The 19,045-nt window shown below is 71.8% G+C and carries 14 protein-coding genes; 6 read left to right on the forward strand and 8 right to left on the reverse strand.

The features are described from left to right. Window positions 1-20: 20 nt before the first annotated feature. Window positions 21-590: a helix-turn-helix domain-containing protein gene (locus tag ACIQ5Y_RS14150; RefSeq protein ID WP_403879473.1), complete on the forward strand. Its 570-nt coding sequence runs from the start codon at window positions 21-23 to the stop codon at window positions 588-590. Window positions 591-635: 45 nt separating this feature from the next. Here ACIQ5Y_RS14150 and ACIQ5Y_RS14155 read toward each other — a convergent pair whose 3' ends face one another. Beyond that, window positions 636-4,475: a helix-turn-helix domain-containing protein gene (locus ACIQ5Y_RS14155; protein ID WP_403879475.1), complete on the reverse strand. Its 3,840-nt coding sequence runs from the start codon at window positions 4,473-4,475 to the stop codon at window positions 636-638. A 162-nt stretch (window positions 4,476-4,637) separates the two neighbouring features. Further along, window positions 4,638-5,000 (reverse strand): hypothetical protein, encoded by a 363-nt coding sequence (locus ACIQ5Y_RS14160; RefSeq protein ID WP_403879477.1) that lies wholly within the window; start codon window positions 4,998-5,000, stop codon window positions 4,638-4,640. Window positions 5,001-5,335: 335 nt separating this feature from the next. Between ACIQ5Y_RS14160 and ACIQ5Y_RS14165 the strand changes: the two genes are divergently transcribed. Then, the gene (locus ACIQ5Y_RS14165; RefSeq protein ID WP_403879479.1) at window positions 5,336-6,370 is read left to right on the forward strand and encodes a nitrous oxide reductase family maturation protein NosD; all 1,035 of its coding nucleotides are present in this window, start codon (window positions 5,336-5,338) and stop codon (window positions 6,368-6,370) included. Between the two features lie 34 nt (window positions 6,371-6,404). Beyond that, the gene (locus ACIQ5Y_RS14170; protein ID WP_403879481.1) at window positions 6,405-7,469 is read left to right on the forward strand and encodes a methyltransferase; all 1,065 of its coding nucleotides are present in this window, start codon (window positions 6,405-6,407) and stop codon (window positions 7,467-7,469) included. Between the two features lie 99 nt (window positions 7,470-7,568). On the opposite strand, the gene ACIQ5Y_RS14175 is transcribed toward ACIQ5Y_RS14170, so the two are convergent. Next, window positions 7,569-7,826 carry a phosphopantetheine-binding protein gene (locus tag ACIQ5Y_RS14175; protein WP_403879483.1) on the reverse strand — a complete coding sequence of 86 codons (258 nt, stop codon included), beginning with the start codon at window positions 7,824-7,826 and terminating at the stop codon, window positions 7,569-7,571. A 13-nt stretch (window positions 7,827-7,839) separates the two neighbouring features. Beyond that, the gene (locus ACIQ5Y_RS14180; protein WP_403879485.1) at window positions 7,840-8,943 is read right to left on the reverse strand and encodes a SchA/CurD-like domain-containing protein; all 1,104 of its coding nucleotides are present in this window, start codon (window positions 8,941-8,943) and stop codon (window positions 7,840-7,842) included. A 150-nt stretch (window positions 8,944-9,093) separates the two neighbouring features. On the opposite strand from ACIQ5Y_RS14180, the gene ACIQ5Y_RS14185 reads away from it, so the two are divergent. After that, a complete protein-coding gene (locus ACIQ5Y_RS14185; RefSeq protein ID WP_403879487.1) occupies window positions 9,094-10,749 on the forward strand; it encodes an FAD-dependent oxidoreductase in 1,656 nt (551 codons plus the stop codon). A 23-nt stretch (window positions 10,750-10,772) separates the two neighbouring features. Here ACIQ5Y_RS14185 and ACIQ5Y_RS14190 read toward each other — a convergent pair whose 3' ends face one another. Continuing rightward, the gene (locus tag ACIQ5Y_RS14190; protein ID WP_403879489.1) at window positions 10,773-11,372 is read right to left on the reverse strand and encodes a TetR/AcrR family transcriptional regulator; all 600 of its coding nucleotides are present in this window, start codon (window positions 11,370-11,372) and stop codon (window positions 10,773-10,775) included. Between the two features lie 93 nt (window positions 11,373-11,465). Continuing rightward, window positions 11,466-13,526, reverse strand: a complete 2,061-nt coding sequence (locus ACIQ5Y_RS14195; RefSeq protein WP_403879490.1) for a discoidin domain-containing protein — start codon at window positions 13,524-13,526, stop codon at window positions 11,466-11,468. 175 nt (window positions 13,527-13,701) lie between these two features. Here ACIQ5Y_RS14195 and ACIQ5Y_RS14200 point away from each other — a divergent pair, with 175 nt between their 5' ends. Further along, entirely contained in the window at window positions 13,702-14,061 is a 360-nt protein-coding gene (locus ACIQ5Y_RS14200; protein WP_403879492.1) for a zinc ribbon domain-containing protein YjdM, read from the forward strand. A 48-nt stretch (window positions 14,062-14,109) separates the two neighbouring features. Here the strand turns inward: ACIQ5Y_RS14200 and ACIQ5Y_RS14205 are convergent, their stop codons facing one another. Beyond that, on the reverse strand, window positions 14,110-15,051 hold the full coding sequence (locus tag ACIQ5Y_RS14205) for a hypothetical protein (protein WP_403879494.1): 942 nt from the start codon (window positions 15,049-15,051) through the stop codon (window positions 14,110-14,112). A gap of 1,169 nt (window positions 15,052-16,220) precedes the next feature. On the opposite strand from ACIQ5Y_RS14205, the gene ACIQ5Y_RS14210 reads away from it, so the two are divergent. Continuing rightward, window positions 16,221-17,660, forward strand: coding sequence for a zinc ribbon domain-containing protein (locus ACIQ5Y_RS14210; protein ID WP_403879496.1), 1,440 nt, complete (start codon window positions 16,221-16,223; stop codon window positions 17,658-17,660). On the opposite strand, the gene ACIQ5Y_RS14215 is transcribed toward ACIQ5Y_RS14210, so the two are convergent. Further along, window positions 17,657-18,973 carry a radical SAM protein gene (locus ACIQ5Y_RS14215; protein ID WP_403879633.1) on the reverse strand — a complete coding sequence of 439 codons (1,317 nt, stop codon included), beginning with the start codon at window positions 18,971-18,973 and terminating at the stop codon, window positions 17,657-17,659. The genes ACIQ5Y_RS14210 and ACIQ5Y_RS14215 overlap by 4 nt on opposite strands. Window positions 18,974-19,045: the final 72 nt, after the last annotated feature.

Here is a 19,045-nt window from a genome sequence, read left to right on the forward strand (position 1 = left end):
CATGAGGTACGTTCACCAGCGTGTCTCGCCCCGAACCCACGCCCGAAGCCATCGAGGTCGGACAGGTGATCCGCGGCTGCCGCAAGCAACGCGGCGTCTCCATGGCCGTGCTCGCCGCCCGGTCGGGCCTCTCGCAGCCCTTCCTCAGCCAGTTGGAACGCGGGCTCGCCACGCCCAGCCTCAGCTCGATCTACCGGATCGCCGAGGCCCTCGACGTCACGCCGGGCACCTTCCTGCGGCCGCCCGGCCGGCCCGGCACGGTCAGCCACGAGGCGGACCCGCAGGTGATCCGGGTCAACGAGGCCGCGGGGCAGATCGCGCAGGTGCTCATCCCCGGTGGGCGCAGCACCCTCATGGAGGCCTACGAGCACCACTTCGAACCCGGCCAGGGCGAGCGCGGCTGGTTCGAACACCCCGGCGAGGACTTCCTGTACGTCCTGGCGGGCGAGATCGTGCTGGAGGTCGAGGGTGAGGAGCCGCTCACCCTGCGCGCGGGCCAGAGCGCCCACCACCGCGGCGAAGTCCCGCACCGCTGCCGCCTGTCGGGCCCGGAGCCCGCCCGCACCCTGCTGGTCATCGCCAACGCGTAGGCGTGAAAGGCCCTTTCAGGGGCCGCCGCTCGCGAAAACCGGTCCTCAGTCGCCCGGACGGAGCGTCCGGGCGATCGCCGCCAGCCGCGCCTCGACGTCCGGGTCCCACAGCCGGACCGTGCCGTCGGTGCTGCTGGAGGCCACCGTCCGCCCGTCCGGGGAGAACACCACGCCCCAGACCGCGTTCGTATGCCCCGACAGCGTGGCCACCGCCCGGCGCCCGGCCACGTCCCACAGCCGCACCGTACGGTCGTTGCCGCTGCTGGCGAGGGTGCGGCCGTCGGGGGAGAAGGCGATTCCGCGGGCCGAACCGGTGTGGCCGCTCAGCGCGGCCTCGAAGCGGTGGCGCCGGGCGTCCCAGAGCCGGACCGTCCCGTCGTTGCCGCTGCTGGCCAGGGTCGACCCGTCGGGGCTGAAGGCCACACCGCGCACCGCACCCGTGTGGCCGGTGAGCGTGGCGAGCGCGCGGCGCCCGGTCACGTCCCACAGGCGCACCGTCAGATCGTCACCGGCGCTCGCCAGGGTGCGCCCGTCGGGGCTGAACGCCACGTCGTTGGCGAAGTCCGTGTGACCGGTGAGGACGGCCGACTCGGTGCGCCCCGCGGTGTCCCACAGGCGGACGGCGCCGTCGGATCCGGCGGAGGCCAGGGTGCGGCCGTCGGGGGAGAAGGCCACCGAGAACACCGTCCCCGCCCGGCCCGGGAGGACGGCCGAGGAGCGGCGCGCGGCGATGTCCCACAGCCGGATCGTGCCGTCGGACCCGGCCGAGGCGAGCGTGCGGCCGTCGGGGGAGAAGGCCACCGAGAACACCGTCTCGCCGTGCCCCTCGAAGGCGGCCAGCACCTTGCGGCCCGGCACGTCCCAGAGCCGCACCGCGTGGTCCCCCTCCGCCGTGGCCAGCAGCTTCCCGTCATGGCTGTAGGCCGCGTGCCAGATCTCCGAGAACGGCCGCGAGGCCAGCACCGCGCCGCGCAGGTCCCACAGCACCACCGACTGGTCGAACCCGGCGGTGGCCAGCACCGCACCCGCCGGGTCCACGGCCACCCCGAGGACGTAGTCGGTGTGCCCGGACAGGGTCGCCGTCAGCCGGCCGCTGTCCACGTCCCACAGCCGGGTCGCCCCGTCTCCGCCCGCGCTGACGACCGTCGTCCCGTCCGGGGTGTACGCGACGCCGTTGACGTCGTCGCTGTTGCCGGTCAGCGTCGCGGTGGTGCGGCGGCCGGCCACGTCCCACAGGCGTACGGTCCGGTCGACGCCCCCGCTGGCGACCGTACGGCCGTCCGGGGCGAAGGCCACTCCCAGCACCTCGTCGGTGTGCCCGGCGAGGACGGCCGGGGGGAGGGCCCCCGCCGGATCCCACAGCCGTACGGTCCGGTCCGCGCCGGCCGAGACGAGCGTCCGGCCGTCCGGGGCGTAGGCGAGGGCGTTGACCCGGCCCGTGTGCCCCTCCAGGGAGCCCACGGCGCGGCGTTCCCCGGATCCCTCCCCGGCCGCGGCATCGCCTGCCGACCCGCCCGCCGTGTCCCCCGACGTGCCCCACAGCCGGATCGTCCCGTCCGGGCCCGCGACCGCCAGGGTCCGGCCGTCCGGGGCGAAGGCGACGGCCCGGGCGCCGGACGTGCTCGCCGGGAGCACCGCAGCGGTACGGCGCCCGGCGATGTCCCACAGCCGGGCCGGCCCGTCCGCGGAAGTGGCCGCGAGGGTGCGGCCGTCGGGGCTGAACGCCACCGCGCGGACCCGGCCCGGCACGGTGAAGGACGCCAGGACGCGGTGCCCGGCCGTCTCCCGCACGCGCACCGTGCCGTCGGCCCCGGCCGAGGCCAGGGTCCGGCCGTCGGGTGCGAACGCCACCGCGTTGACGGGCCCGTCGTGCCCGCCGAGCCGGGCGATGAACGGCTGTGACTGCGTGCTCAGCAGGGCGCCCCGGGCCTCGCTCGTCGGCGCGGCGCGGTAGGCCTCCCCGGCGAGCCGCATCGAGGCCTCGGGCTGCCCGGCCGAGAGCGCAGCGGACTGCAGGGCGAGCGCCCGAGACCGTGCCACGCGCTCCTGGTCGAGCGCGCCGGCCCGCTGCTGGTACGCCAGCCCGCCCGCGCCCACGGCGAGGACCAGCAGGACCACGAGCGTGGCCAGCATCCGCTGCCGCAGCCGCACCTGGCGGCCGGCCTGCCGCTGCCGGGCCTCCTCGGCGGCCTGACTGGCCCGCAGGAAGGCCTCCTCCAGGGGACCGAGGCGGCCGCTGCCGTCGAGCTCGTCGGCCCAGGCGCGGGCGTTCTCCAGCCGGGCGCCGCGGTGGAGGGCCGACGGATCGCGGCCCTCGCGCTCCCACTCGGCGGCGGCGAGGGCCAGTTGCTGGTGGATCAGCAGCCCCGCCCGGTCGGTCCGGATCCAGCCGCGCAGCCGCGGCCAGGCTTCCAGGAGGGCCTCGTGGGTGATCTCCACGGTGTCGCTGTCCATGGTGATCAGGCGGGCCCGTACGAAACTGTCGAGCGCGGCCGTCGCGCGGTCGGGCCCGGCCGGCTGCGCCGCCATGAGCTCGCTCCGACTCACCCGGCGCCGCGTCACCCCGGTGCCGTCGGCGCCGTCGACCACGTGGACGAGCCGTACGAGCATCCGCCGGACGGTCCGCTGCTCGGCCGGGTACAACCGGGCGAAGACGTCCTCGGCGGTCCGTGCGACCGCCCCCCGGATCCCGCCGGTCCGCTCGTATCCGGCGACGGTCAGGGTGTCGCCCTCCCGCCGGCGCCAGGTGGCCATCAGCGCGTGGGAGACCAGGGGGAGCGCGCCGGAGGGGATCCGGTCCGCCGGGTCGCCCCGCAGACCGGCGTCGCGCAGCAGCAGGGGGACGAGGCCCGGTTCGAGGGAGAGCCCGGCGCACTGGGCCGGGCGCGTGACCGACTCCCGCAGCTCCGCCACGGACATGGGCGGCAGCACGAACAGGCCCTCGGCGAAGACCGGTGCCAGCTCGGGGAGGTCCAGGCAGTTCCCCGAGAAGTCGGCCCGTACGCCGAGCACCACGACGGCCGGGTCGTGCCCGCCCTCCGCCGGACGGGCCGCGGCCAGGGCCCGCAGCACCCGGACGAACGCGCGCCGTTCCTCCTCGTCGGAGCAGAGGGTGAACAGCTCCTCGAACTGATCGACGATCAGCACCGGCCGCCGCGGCGGAGCCGGCCGGTCCCGCGGGTCCGCGGGGGAGCCGCCGTGCAGTCGGTGGACGGCCGCGAGCAGGGCCGCCGGCTCGGCCGTCAACCCCTCCGCGGTGAGACCGAGATCGCTGCCGAGCACCTTCGCGGTACGGTCCAGCAGCTCGTCCAGGGGGTGCGCCGTGGGGGTGAGCCGCACCACCGGCCAGGAGTCGGCGCCCGCCATCGGGAAGCCGCCGGGGCGTCGCAGCGCCGGCACGAGACCGGCGTTCAGCAGGGACGACTTGCCGGCGCCGGACGGGGCGACCAGCAGCAGGGGACCGCTGCCGGTCCGTTCGAAGACCCGCTCGACCAGCTCGGCGGTGGCCCGCTCCCGGCCGAAGAACCAGCCCGCCTCCCGCACGGTGAACGCCGGCAGACCGCGGTACGGACACTCGTCGGACTCGGCCGGGTGGTCCGCAGGCGGCGGTGGTTCGTTTTCCCGCACCATCCGCAGGAGTTCGCCCTCCGCTCGCAGTACCTCGTCGCAGCGGCGCGCCACGTCGGGGGTCGCCCGCTTCGCGCCGGTCTCGATCTTGCTCAGGTAGCCCTTGCTGTAGTGCGTCTGCCTGGCCAGGTCGGCCAGCGACAGCCCGCGTTGCACACGCAGACGCCGCAATCGGACGGGGAAGGGCGCGTCGGCGTCTTCGGCGAGGTCGGAATCGAGCTGGTGACCGGTCTTGCGACGGTGGTCCGGATCCCCCACAACATCCCCCATGGCGGTGCGTGCCGAGGCAGCGAGACGGCACTGCCCAGGCTACAGCGGGGGTCTGACGGTGAGCCGGGTCCACGCACGTGCGTGACCGGATCAGGCGCGTCCGGAGCCGTTTCGGGTACGGCTCCGGACGCGGCTGCTCGGGTCGCGGTGCTAGGGGTTGAGGCGGATCGAGTTGATGGGCGTCAGGTCGGCGTAGACGCCCGTCTTGGCCGCGATGGGGTTGCCGCAGCCCGCGCCGTTGTAGCCCGTGCACAGGTTTGCGGTCGCACCGCCGTACTGGTTGTTGAGGACCCAGTGGTTCCCGTACTGGCCGTTCAGGTTGTGGGCCCCGTAGCTGTAGAAGACGTGGGTCGGCTTGACGGCCGGGTTCTGGTTCTGCGGGTAGATGCAGACCGCTCCGTCCGGGCACCCGGCCCACGCGTCGGCGGGCTTGGCCTGAACCGTGCCGCTGAGCGCGACGACGGCGACGGTGGCGGTCGCGAGTGCGGCGGCGCCGCGGAACAGCTTGAACATGTTTTCCCCTCGGGTCTGGCTCCGGTCCTGCTCCGGTCTTTCTCCGGGTCCCGCTTCGTGCGGACCCCTTCAGCGTGTGCCCGCGGCGGAGCCGGGGTCGACGGGTTTCCCGTTGCCCGTCCCCGGCGGAGCGGGGAAACCCCCGCCGACCTGCCCGGTTCCGGACCGGTGGTCAACAGGGGAAGGCCGCCACGCCGGTGAACCTCAAAATGCAGCCGTTTGCCGACGGGATGTATCCATCCGCTTACCCGGTGTGGCGGGCGGTGGTGATCGCCCCTAGCTTCGGCAAGGTGACGAACCGACAACTCAAGTGCCTCACATGCATCACAGCCGTCATGGCCGCCGGTCTGGGAGTCGCCGCGCCACCCGCCGCCGCGGCCGGACACATGGTGCATCCGGGAGAATCGATCCAGGCGGCCGTGGACGCCGCGAAGCCGGGAGACAGCATCACCGTGCTGCCCGGCACCTATCGGGAGAACGTACTCATCACCAAGCGGCTGACCCTGCGCGGCTGGGGGCGCCAGACCGTCATCAAGCCGCCGGCGACCCCCGCCGCGGCTCCGCCCGCCCGGGCGGCCGGCGCCGCCTGCTCCCAGGCCGACACCGGCATCTGCGTCATGGGAACGGCGGAGAAGGACGTCGACCGGGTGAACATCCGCTCGCTGACCGTCTCCGGCTTCAAGCGGAACGGCATCTGGGCCTCCCGCACCGACCGGCTCGCCGTCGAGCAGGTGATCTCCGAGAAGAACGGCACCTGGGGCATCGCCCAGGAGAGGTCCACCCGCGGGCTGTTCCGCGGGAACACCGCCCGGGACAACGCGGAGTCCGGCATCTTCATCGCCAACACCGTCGACCGGGAGGGCGGGGCCACCGACACGCTCGGAGCCGTGGTCCGGGACAACACCCTGACCGGGAACCGGATCGGAGTGACGGTCAGGCGCGTCCGGAACCTCACCGTCAACGACAACACCGCCACCGGGAACTGCGGCGGCGTCTTCGTCGTCGGCGACGAGGGCATCCCCGGCGCCGGCGACATGACCATCCGCGGCAACCGCATCCACGCGAACAACAAGTTCTGCAAGGGCAACACCCGCCTCCCCGACATCCAGGGCGTCGGCATCGTGCTCACCGGCGCCGAGGAGACGGTGATCCGCTCCAACTCCATCCGCGACAACGTCGGCTCCTCGCCGCTCTCGGGCGGCATCCTGCTGTTCAAGAGCTTCGTGGGCGCCAAGAACAGCGACAACGTCATCAAGGACAACGTGGTGCGCGGCAACGAGCCGGCCGACCTCGCCAACCAGGGCACCGGAACCGGCAACAAGTTCACCGGCAACCGCTGCCGGACGTCCGTGCCCGCCGGGATGTGCTGACCGTGCCCACCGCCACCAGGAGAGACGAGGCCCCATGACCACGGTGAGCCCGAAGCCGACCCCCCTCTCGCCCCCCGCCCAGCCCCACACCCCCCAGCCCGGCATGCGGCTGCGCGAGCTCGTCTTCGGCGCCGCCTGCGCCGCGGCGGTCCGTGCGGCGGCCCGCCTCGGCGTCGCCGACGCGCTCGGCGACGCGCCCGCCACCGCCGAGGAACTCGCGACGGCCGTCGGCTGCGAGCCCCGACCGCTGAGCAGGCTGCTGCGGGCCCTGTCCTGCTACGGGATCTTCGCGGAGACCGAGCAGGGCACCTACGTCCACACGGACATGTCCCGGCTGCTGCGCGAGGACGACCCCCACAGCCTGCGCTACATCTCCCTGTGGTGCACCGAGCCCTGGACCTGGCAGGCCTGGCCGCGCCTCGACGAGGCCGTACGCACAGGCGGCAGCGTGTTCCAGGACCTGTTCGGCAAGGGATTCTTCGACTACCTGCACGAGGACGCCCACGAATCGGCCCACGTCTTCAACCGGGCCATGACCACCTCCAGCAGGCAGTCGGCGCTGGACGTCGCGGAACTCCTCGACCTCACCGGGGTCCGGGCGGTCGCCGACATCGGCGGCGGCCAGGGCCACGTGCTGGCGAGCCTGCTGGAGAAGCACCCGGCCGTACGGGGAGCCCTGCTCGACCTGCCGGGCGTGGCGGCCAACGCCGATCCCCGGCTGCGGGACGGCGGCCCGCTCGCGGCGCGCGCCGAGATCGTCCCCGGGGACTGCCGCGAGGCCGTCCCGGTCGAGGCCGACCTCTACATCATCAAGAACATCCTGGAGTGGGACGACGAGAGCACCCGCAGGACCCTGCGGAACGTGATCGCGGCGGCCCGCCCCGGAGCCCGGGTCGTCGTCATCGAGAACCTCGTCGACGACACCCCGTCGATGAAGTTCACCACGGCCATGGACCTGCTCCTGCTGCTCAACGTCGGCGGGGCGAAGCACACCGAGGACAGCATGCGCACCCGGATGGCCGACGCCGGCCTGGTGGTCACCTCCGTCCGGCCGGTCAACGCCTACCTGCACGCGTTCGAGTCCACCGTGCCCGGATGACCCCGGCCGTCCGGCACGGCTCGTGCGCGGAACGCCCCCGGGACCGGCGCAGGGCCGGTCCCGGGGGCGTTCCGCAGACGTGTCCTGCCCCGGTACCGCTCAGGTGCCCGACATCAGGGCGCCGTTGACGAGGTCGAGGAACTCCTGCGGCGACTTGCACCGCTCCGCGTCGGGCGGCAGGGACCGGCTGTGCCGGTTCTCCAGTTCGCCGACGATGCCCAGCAGGCCCAGGGAGTCCAGGCCCCACTCGTCGAACGCCGAGTCGGGGCGGCTCGCCATGTCGCGGGCGTCGACCGTGACGCCGGCGCCCTTCTTCATCAGGGCGGCCAGCTCTTCGATGGTCAGTCGATCGGTCATGACGGACAACTCCTCAGGCTCGCGCCGGCGAACGCCGGTCGGTGATCAGGCGCATTTCGGAGCGCGCGAGGAAGCGCGAGATCTCCTGGTCGGTGATGGGAACCCCGTCCTTGGCACTGTCGAGCAGCCGGGCGAGGACGGCCGCCTTGTGGTCGCCCTCCACGCCGAGCGCCAGGGCGGGTCGGGCGTCGAGCGGCCCGCGCACGTCCAGGAGGCGCACGACCACGTCGTCGCGCTCGAAGACGGTGCTGGCCTCGACGGGGCTCGTCGGATCGTCCACGGCCAGCTCGTCCTGGCGGGCGAGCAGCCGGGCGAGGGCCATGCCGCACCCGTCCTTCGCGGGATAGAAGAGCGCGTGCCGCGCGAGGCCCTCGCTCTCGGGCCGCGCCGCCGCCACGTGGTGCACGGCGGGCAGGGCCGCCCGGGTGAAGAACGTCCGGGCCGATCCCGGGTCGGCGAGGTCGCGGTCGAGCTCCAGGTACGGGTTGATGGCCTCCTCCAGCGCCCGGACCTCGGGCTGCCGGGCCACATGGCTCAGGGCCACCTGCAGGTCACCCTCCACCTCGATCGCCCGCACGACACGGTTGCCGTGCATGAAGAGCGAAGTGCGGCGCAGCCGTGTGCTCTCGTCGACCCGGGCCTGCGGGGAGACGTACGAGGCCAGCAGCTCGGCGACCACGGCCTCGCTGCCCGGCTTCACGGTGAAGGTGAGCGCGTGGCGCACCACCCCGTCCCCGCGGCGCGGAGCGGGGGAGTCGAGGGGAACGACGGAGTCCTTCCCGGCCTCGCGCATCACGCTGAACCGCAGCGAGCGGGTGTCCCGTACGCAGCCGTGGAGCGGCTGGACGGACGCGACGTGGTCCTCGCTGTTCACCCAGGCGAGGAAGCGCGGTGCGCTCTCCCATTCGCTGGTGATCAGCCACTGAGAAGGGTTCTCGATCGACTGGCACAGTTCGTCGCTGATGTGGCCGGGTACGGAGGACACCTGCTTGCGCAGATGCTCGTACACCTCCAGGAACCGGTTCTGAGCGCCGTCGTACAGGTCCAGCAGCAGCACGACCCGAAGTCTCGAGCCGTCGAAGGCGGACTGGGATATCCGTTCCGACAAAGTTGTCATCTTTCACACTCCTTCGGGACGTCGCGGTCGCCACGGGAGGCGGCGCCACCCGTGACCGATCGTTGTCCCGTGGACCGCCCGGCGCGAGAGGGGAGAACCAAGCGGGTGAACGGGCGAGGGAACGGCCCTCGCACAGGGCATGGAAGAGCCATGAAGGAAAACGTCGACTTCCGCGTCCCGGTCCTCATCGTGGGCGGCTCACTGGTGGGCCTGTGCACCTCGCTGTTCCTCGGGCGGCACGGCATCGGGCACATGCTCGTCGAGAAGCACGCGGGCACTTCGCTGCACCCGCGCGGGCGCGGGATCAACGTGCGGACCATGGAGCTGTTCCGGGTCGCGGGTGTCGAGGACCGGATCCGCGCGGCCGCGAGCGTCCTCGCGGACAACCACGGCATCCTGCAGGGCGGCTCGCTGACCGGTGACGACCAGGAGTGGCTGTTCCAGGAGATCGACCCCGGCGGCGGCCTGGCCCGCTTCAGCCCGGCGACCTGGTGCCTGTGCAGCCAGAACGACATCGAGCCGGTGCTGATGTCGGTGACCCCCGGGCTCGGCGCCGATCTGCGGTTCTCCACCGAGCTGCTCTCCTTCGACCAGGACGCCACGGGGGTGACCGCCGTCCTGAAGGGCCTGGAGACCGGGGAGCACCTCAAGGTGCGCGCGGACTACCTCGTCGCCGCCGACGGCCCGCGCAGCCCCGTACGGGAGGAGCTCCGCATCGGGCAGACCGGCCCCGGCGACCTCTTCCACAACGTCAGCATCACCTTCCGCTCCCGCGGGCTCGCGGCCGTGGTCGGCGAGCGGCGCTTCATCGTCTGCTACCTGACCAAGCCCGACGCGGACGGCGCCCTGCTGCCCGTCGACAACGCCGAGCGGTGGGTCTTCCACGCGCCCTGGCACCCCGACCGGGGCGAGACCATGGAGGACTTCACCGACGAGCGCTGCGCCGAGCACATCCGACGGGCCGTCGGCGCGCCCCACCTGGACGTGGAGATCACCGGGAAGGCCCCGTGGCACGCCGCCGAACGGGTCGCCGAGCGGTACGGCGCCGGGCGGGTCTTCCTCGCCGGCGACTCCGCCCACGAGATGTCCCCCACCGGCGCGTTCGGCTCGAACACCGGCATCCAGGACGCCCACAACCTGGCCTGGAAGCTCGCCGCGGTGCTGAAGGGGGCGGCGGGCCCGGGGCTGCTGGAGAGTTACGAGGCCGAACGGCTGCCGGTGGCGCGGGCGACGAGCGCGCGCGCCTCGGCCCGCTCGGCCGAGCACAGCCACCCGGGCTACGAGCCCGACCCCGGCTCCGCCGCCCCCGGCGGCGGACGGCAGGGCGGGGTCCTGTCCGTGGCCATGGGCTACCGCTACCACCACGGCGCGGTCCTGGGCGCCGACCCCGAGCAGCCCGTCGTACCCGAGCGGATGCGGCCGGCCGGCGATCCGGGCACACGGGCCCCGCACATGTGGCTGCACACCCGTGGGGAGCCGGGGCCCGCGGAGCGGGTGTCGACGGTGGACCTCTACGAGCGGTCCTTCGTGCTGCTCGGCTCCGAGGGCACGCCGTGGCGGGAAGCGGCCCGGTCCGTCGCCGAGGAGCTGGGCGTGGACCTGGTCGCCTACGCGATCGGCACCGGACCCGACGCCGACCTGTCCCCGGAGGAGGGCGCCGACTGGGCGCAGGCGCACGGCACGACCCCGGCCGGCGCCGTCCTCGTACGGCCCGACGGGTTCGTGGCCTGGCGGTGGCCGCAGGAGGCGGAGGACCCGGAGGCCGTCCTCCACGAGGTGCTGACCACCCTGCTCCACCGGGCCTGAGCCGGCCGCCCCGCCCCGGGCGGTCAGCCGTCGTGGGTGACGAGGGCGGCCACGTGCTCGGTCATCGTGTCGAGGATCTCCGCGGCGGCCTTGTCGTCGCCGAGCACGAGGAGGTTCAGCGTCAGCCCGTCGGTCATGGCCACCAGATAGCGGGCCAGCGCGGGCAGCGGGATGCGCAGTTCGAACTCCACACTGCCCCGGAGCTCTTCGAGGAGCTCGGTGTAGGTCTCGGAGTACACCTCGTACTGCCGGCGCGCCAGGTGCTCGAAGCCGGGCTGGCGCATCGCGTACTGGGTGAGCTCGTAGGTGAGCAGGTGCGTGCCGGGGTGGGCGGCCACGTGGTCCCAGTACGCCCGGAAGCCGGCCCGTACGGTCTCGCGGAGGGTGGCCTTCGGCCGGATCGCCTCCCGCACCACGGTGATGTACTCGCCGGTGATCGCGGTGATGACGGATTCGAGCAGGGCCTGCTTGGAGTCGAAGCAGTAGTGGAAGACGCTCAGCGACACGCCCGCCTCGGCGGCGATGGAGCGCGTCGTCGTCCGGGCGACCCCGTCGCGGGTCATGGCGCGGATCGCGGCCTCGGTCAGCTGCCGGCGGCGCTCGGCGGACGGCATCCGTGCCATCGGGTCCCTTCCGTTCCGGTGCCGGGGCCGGCCGGACCGGGAAGGTTCCCGATCCGGCCGGCCCCGGGGTGTTTCCGTGCCCCTGTACGGGGGTCAGCTGCTGTACACGCCGACCTCGTAGAGGGAGTAGCCCCACTTGGTGCCGCGCTGCACCCCGTGGACGCGTACGTAGCGGGCCGAGACCCCGTCGAACAACGCCGTGTCCAGGCCGCCGTCACCGGTCGTCGTGGACCATGCGGACTGCCAGTTCGTGCCGTCGGACGAGACCTCGATGCGGTAGCCCTTACCGTACGCGCGCTCCCAGTTGAGCGTGACGCGCTTGACGAGGTTCGTGCTGCCGAGATCGATCTGGAGCCACTGGTCGTCGCTCCAGTCGCTCGCCCAGCGGGAGCCCGTGTCGCCGTCCACGGCACGGCCGGACGCGTAGCTGGTGAAGGGGTTCCACTCCGCCGAGCTGGCCGAGGTGGGAGCGCCCGCGGCGAGGTTCACGCCCGCCTTGTGCCGCTCGGAGGCGCCCCAGGTGCCGAGGTAGGACTCGGCGCCCTTGAAGAGGTCGTCCACCACGCCCTGGCCGCCGACGTTCCGGATGTCCTCGATCCAGTCCGGGACCAGGCCGTAGTGCGAGGCGCCGTCGGTGTTGAGGTCCCAAGTGCGCTGCCCCGTCGTCTGCTTGTCGATGACGGAGCCGCCGTCGGTGCTGCGGAAGGGGTACTTCACCGGGTTGGGGGTGCCCGCGCCCCGGGGGCCCGGCCAGCCGCCCACGCCGTTCATGTCGGTGCCGTACCCGAGGCCGACGCCGTACTTGTCGCGCAGGGCGTCCTTGCTCTTGGCCTCCGCGCTGAAGCCCTCGGAGCCGCTCATGTACTGGGCGATGAAGCCGCCGAGCTTGTAGACCCGCTCGCTCCACTCCGAGTCCATCCAGCTGTGCGAGGAGATCACGCCGGGGTAGGACTCGGTCTCCAGGATGTCGAAGGCCCGCCCCGCGGCCTTGACGCTCATGTGGTCGACCTCGAGCATCATCTTGCGCTTCATCATCCCGCGCACCGCGTACTCGCCGAGGTCGGTCAGACCGCGGCTGTTGCACTGCGCGTTCGACGCGTACGAGGGCACGGCCACGCCCGCCGGGAGCTGCTTCTGCGCCTCGGGTGCCGCCGCCAGGCCGATGGGGTTGTCGTGCTGCGGGCCGGTGCACTGCTCCGTCTTCCAGAAGGTTCCGGTCGACAGGAACTGGCCCACGTTGATCGCGGTGCCCAGGGCGCCCTCGTCGAAGCGGACCCCGCAGAGCGCGTTGTCGAACTTGTGGCAGAGGAACATGCTGCGCACGCCCAGCTTGTGCAGCTCGTCCAGGCCGCGGTCGATGTCCTCCTTGGAGCACTGGGCGATGTCCAGGATCTGCTTGCAGCCGAAGGGCTCGGAGGTCTCGACCCCCAGGACGACGGCGAGCTTGCCCTGCTTGATCACCTCGCGGGCCTGCGCGGAGTCGGTGACGATGCGGAACCAGCCCTTGCCCGGGCCGCCGTACATCTTGTCGATGTACGCCTGCATGTCGTACGTCTTCTGCGCCTCCAGGCGGATGGCGGTCATCTCGTCGCAGCCGCGGTCCTTGAAGAAGTAGACCGAGCAGATGACCCCGTTGGTGACGAGGTCGTTGACGAGCACCCGCTGGCCGCCGCGCCAGGCCCGTTCCACCCAGGCGTAGTAGTTCTGCTGGTGGGTGAGCGAGTCGTGCGCGGGCCAGTCCTTGAAGGTGGGCCAGCCGTTCGGGTCGTGCTTCCCGTCGCCGCCCTTGGTGATGAAGTCGAAGATCGCGAGCGTGCCGTCGGGGTAGTGCTCGGGGCAGTCCTTGAGCGCGTCGGCGACGCCCTGCTCGGAGAACGGCTTGCCGCAGATGAGGCGGCCGCCGAAGCCCTCGTTGGACATCAGGTGGTCGTGGGCGTCGACGAAGCCGCGGACCCGGCCCTGGGCGTCGGTGCCCTTGAAGGGCTCGCCGGTGACGTTGATCTCGGAGTCCGGGGCGGGTCGGGCGACCGGGTTCCACCAGCCGGGGTCGGCGGCGGAGGAGCTCGCCGCGGGCACGATCACCATGGCGAGCACGGTGAGGAGTATCGAGAGGACCGCGAACGGTCTGCGCCTGAAGCGCGGGAGAGGGGTCATGAACATGTCATCATCACGTCTTCGCTCGGCAGATGGCACGGTGGGGGATCCGACCGAGAATCTCGGCTGCTGACAGCAGAGTCAATAGTCCGGGACAAATGACCTGATGATTTGTCAGGAGAGCGGGGCGGAGGGCGGCCGCGGAAGGCCGCGTTGTCGGAAATATACTGACGGGATGAGTGAAACCTCCCTGCCCCCCTGCCCCGAATGTTCCGGTGAGTACGCCTACGAGATGGGCGCGCTGCTCGTCTGCCCCGAGTGCGGGCACGAGTGGGAGCCCGCCGGCGCCAGGTCGGGCGACGCCCCCTCCGAGGAGCGGGTGATCAAGGACTCCGTGGGCAACGTGCTGTCGGACGGGGACACGGTGACGGTGGTCAAGGGCCTGAAGGTCAAGGGCAGCACCTCCGGCATCAAGGCGGGCACGAAGGTGCGCAACATCCGCCTCGTCGACGGGGTCGACGGCCACGACATCGACTGCAGGATCGAGGGCTTCGGCAACATGCAGTTGAAGTCCAGCGTGGTCAGGAAGGGCTGACGGGCGCCGCGCCGGGCTCGCCGCGGATCCCGCGGCGGACGGCGCGGATCAGCGCTGCGCGCGCTCCCGCCAGTACGCGTACTGCTGCATCGGGTCGCCGGCGAGCCGCCACGGCCACTCGGTGACCGTGCCGTCGATCAGCGCGAAGACCTCACCGGCGTCCCGGATGCGATTGGCCTGCACCAGGGCGAAGGCCAGCAGGTTCAGATCGGCCTTGGCCGCCGCGTGGTTCAGGAACCCCGGGCTCCTCCAGTTGGCGTACGCCCGGTCCAGGACGGGCGCGGCGGGGGCGCTCGCCCAGTGCCTGCGCGCCATGAGCGTGCTCAGGTCGTCCTCGGTGGCGCCGGTGTGGTGCCGCCGGACGGTCGCCGTCAGCTCGATGGCGGCCGTGGGCGCGTTGGCCGGCATGCGGGAGCGCGAGGCGTCGATGAATTCGAGCACCTGCATGTGCGAGCCGCACTCGTCCGGCGAGAGGTAGCCGAGCATCTGGAGGTGCGCCTCGCGGTTCCAGGTGTCACGGGACAGCACCTCCTGCCATATCCGGAACACCTCCTGCGAGGGGCGCCGCAGCAGGCGCAGGATCCCCAGCAGCACCACCCACGGGGCGGGGTCGACGGGCTGCAGGTCCGCCGCGTCGTAGCAGGCGTCGACCGCGGCCTGTGCGTCGTCCATGTCGCCCTTGCGGGTGCCTCGTACGAGGTCCGCCCAGGCCTGCAGCAGCAGCGCGTCGGCGCTGCCGGGGCGCCGGGCGGGCCACGTCCGTACGAAGTTGGAGTCGGCCGCGGCGTGGGCCAGCACGCCGATCCGGTGCGAACGCCGGTCCCAGTCCGTGCCGGCGTCCGCCAGCAGCTGTTCCACCTGCGCGATCTGAAGGTCCGCCAGGCCGGGGGAGGGGCTGCCTTCCAACGCCTTCAGGACCCGGCCGAGTTGGACGTCGTCGAGCTCAGGTGCGAGGCGCGGCTTGCGGCGGCGGGTTCCGAAGATCGGCATGCGGGGAGGATAAGAGATCGTACGGAGTTCAAACCCCGTTTACGGGAAATTGTTATCTGTGAAGGGAATTCGAAATCCTACCGTCTCGTATCGTGAGATGAAGGGGTTTGGAAGGCCTGGACGGTGGCCGTGAACCGGTCGGCGTCGTCGGTCCACGGGTAGTGCCCGGCCCCGGGCTGCACCGCGGACGCGGCGTCGGGGAACAGCCCGGCGAACTCGTGGGCCGGCGGGGGAGGGCTGGTTCAGGTCGGACTCCCCGACCGCGCGGCCACCGAGCCGCGTACGACGAGATCAGCCGTGGCCTCGACGTCCCGTCGAAGACCGCGGCCGCACCCGTGTCGGCCCGGTGCGCCGCACCCTGGCCTACCGCATCCAGCGCGACGCGCTCGGGGGTGAGGGCTGAGCGGCGAGAGTCGGGCGCCTCCGGTCAGGCGTCAGGCCTTCGGGCCTTCCTGGCTTACGCAGTTTCTTGAGTATCCGTAGCGATTGTGTGTTCGCGTCCTGGTGTTCGTCCTGTGCTGGTGCCGTATGGCGGATGTGGGTTCGTGGGTCGAATGAGTGACCTTGCGTGTGGATGGTCGTTGATCGGATGACAGCATCGGGTCGTGGGGAGGTGGGTGGTGAAAGGGAAGGTGCCGCTTGCCGAGGGTGAGGTCTCCCGGACCGCTTGCGTCCGTGGTGCTGTGCGATCTGGGGTGGATGAGAGGACCGGCGAATTACTCGGCCGGGCCGTGGTGGCTCAGCGGGTCGGCTGGTGCGCCGATCTGGTGTCCGGCATGGCCCGATCGCTGATCACCGAGCACTGGAACGCATCCGACGTGGGCATGCTTGCCTCCGGAGAGGATGCCGGAGGGCGCGCGCTGCCGTCGAACGCGTGGATGGCACTGCGGCGTCTGGAGTGGGGCGCCTCCGCTCCTGTGGGTGTCAAGGTCAATGACCGGATCGTGCGCATGGCACAGGAACAGGCCGGGCGCACGCTGAGATCCGTGCAGTGGCGGACCGAACTCACTGCCGGTGTCCTCACGTCGTGGCCCGCCGACCCTGACAGGCGCACCGACGACGAATGGGCGAAGGTACGTGCCGCCGTACCCGGCGGGCAGCACCTTCCATCCAGTGTGATCAAGGGCCGCACGAGGCAAGTCTCTGCGTTCGCCAAGGCCAATGGCCGCATGCCTACCAGCGTTTTCGAGTTGGAGGGTGTGCCGCGTGTGGCCCGGGTGCTGCTGCTGTCCGCGTGCGACGGGCAGCAGGCCACCATCGAACGTTGCGTGGACGAGCCGGGCCGGGTGGTGCTGCGGTTGCAACTGCCCGTCCGTCCCGACCCTCGGTCGTACCGGGACTGGAGCTGGGTGGCCTGCCGCATCAACCTGCCGCCGACGGTTCCGGCCGGGGCGGTGGTGCACCTGCCCACGCTGCGTTTCCACCAGGGCCGGGTGTGCGCCGACCTCGCCTACAGTCACGCCGTGCCGAAGACCCGGCGTGCCGGTCACATGGTCGCGCTCGGTGTGGACTGGGGCCTGAACACGCTCCTGTCCGCCGGAGCCGTCCGGCTGCACGAGGACGGGCAGATCACGACCCTCGGCTCGGGTGCCCGGTTTCAGGCCGCGGGCGTCCTCGCCAAACAGCACCGCCTGCGCCGCCAGTCCGAGAAGCTGCACACCAAGACAGACCGGCACCAGCGCCTCACCGGCGGCCGCGCACAACAGGACCTCAAGCCCAACGTCCCGCTGGAGCGCAAGCAGGCGCTCATCCGGGACGAGATCCACCACGTATCCGAGCGCCGCTCCCACCTCAACGATGCCCTCGCGCGGTCGGCCGCCCGCTGGGCCGTCGACCAGGCCGTCGCCGCCCGCGCCACGGTCATCTACCTCGAAGACCTGCGCTCCATGGAAGCCCGCGGCATGGGCCGCACCATGAACACCCGTCTCTCCCAGACCGTGCGCGGCCAGATCGCCGAACACATGCGGCACCTCGCAGCAGAGACCGGTATCGCGGTGGTGACCGTCCCGGCCCGGGGCACCTCGAAGCACTGCCCGAACTGCCTCACCCCGCTGCGGCACCGCAAGGCGGCCGACCGTCCCACCACACCCGGCTGGAAATGGGCGCTCTGTCCGGGCTGCGGCTGGCAGGGCGACCGCGACCAAGGCGCATGGCGGCGTATCGCCGCACGCGGACTGACCCACCAGGCCAAGACAGTGGTGGACCGCACCACCGCCACCATGGTCATCCGCGTAACCGTTGACCACCTCGAAGCCCGCGCGGCCATCACACCGACCACGCCCAAGGCCGGCCGGGACCGGTCCAAGACCGGACCCACCCGACACAAGCCAACACGTCCGACGCCCAGGCGACGCCGGACACCCTCCCCCACCAGGCCGCAAGGTCCGGCGGGCAAGCGTCCGGAGGGACACGCTCACACGGACCGGCCCAGGCTGCCCCGCGCAGCCCACCGGCACCAGGGCGTGACGACGATCAGCACACCCACCACCGGCCGACACTGGCCACGAGGGGCCGCACTGGGCGCGGGATTCCACCTCCACGCCCACGCCACCCCACCACGATGGGAAACGATCCCGGACACCACGTCCGACACAGGATCACGTGGCTAATCAGAGATGCTGTCCATGAACGAGCTCACCGAGAACACCGCGCGCCCCGGACCGGCCGGACCGTAGCCGGGAGGGGAGCTCAGGCCGAACTCCTCCAGCGTCGCCCGGTAGGCCTGCAGCAGTCGGATGTGGTACTCCAGCGGGGCGCCCAGCGGGTTCGCCTTGCCCAGGGGGGTCGTCGGTTCCGGGCACCAGGTGGTGAAGCGCGGTACGACACCGTTCGACATGAAGAACCGCAGTCCCTCGGTGGTCGACTCGATGGCCTCGCTCACCTTGGTGAAGCCGAAGGGCTCGGCCATCTCGATGCCCGCCACGAAGTTCGGGATCACGTTGCGCGGGCCGAACACCTCGGCGGAGTCCAGGATCCTGCGGTGCCACTCGTCGCGGCCGACGTACCGCTCCTTGCCCGGGCAGTGCAGCTGGAACAGTCGGCGGTCCCACACCTCGAAGTTCGGGTGGTAGATCTTGACGCCGTAGTCGTGGAAGCGCTGCACGGCGTCCCGGGGCAGGGCCTGGGCGACGACCTTGCCCGTCCAGCGGCCGGGGAAGCGCTCCTCGATGGCCTTCGCGTAGTGGCCGTAGAAGTCGGCCTCGTCACGGCCGCCGACCTGCGAGGTGATCGAACCGCCGGTCAGGGTGTACGCCCGCGAGGTGCCCGCCGTGTCGTACCGGTCGATGATCTCCAGGGCCTCCAGCACCTCCTCGACCGGCTTCACGCCGGTGTAGGGGCGGCCGGCCGCCTTGTGCTGGCGCCAGTTGTGGTTGATGTCGCAGAACTGGCACTCCTCCTTGGCGCCGAAGTACTGGCACACCCGGAAGACGGTCAGGTAGATCAGGTAGCCCCACTGGATGGTCGGCGCGACCTCCATCACCGACTTGCCGTTCGACAGCTTGTGCCGGTAGTACTCCGGCATCGGCGGCAGGCCCACGTCCGAGATCCGTACGCCGTCCAGGTAGAGGCCGAGCGAACCGTCCTCGCCGCCGCGCACGACGTAGGGGGAGTCCGGGTTGACCCGCACCGACACGACCGTGCGGCGCAGCCCGTAGGGGCCGCCGGTGAGGACGATCTCCTCCGGCGGGCGGTTCAGCGCGGCGGCACCGAGCTCGGGCAGGGTCCGGTGGTCGAAGGAGAAGATGAAGTACGACTTCGGCTTGACGTCCCCCGAAGCGCCGTCGGCCGTACCGCTGAGCGCGGACTCGTCGAAGGCCATGCCTCCGCGGAGCAGGTCCTCCTTGATCACGGCCTCCCGGGGCACGTGCGGGAAGCGCTCCATCAGGCCTTCCACCAGCGCGGTACGGCTCTGCGTCTCCATGTGCTGCTCCATCCCTGACTCCTAGAGGATCACTCGCAGCGTAGCCCGAGGGGGGCGAGTGAAAGGGCAGGG

This window comes from Streptomyces sp. NPDC096339 (assembly GCF_044762985.1).
Lineage (GTDB): Bacteria > Actinomycetota > Actinomycetes > Streptomycetales > Streptomycetaceae > Streptomyces.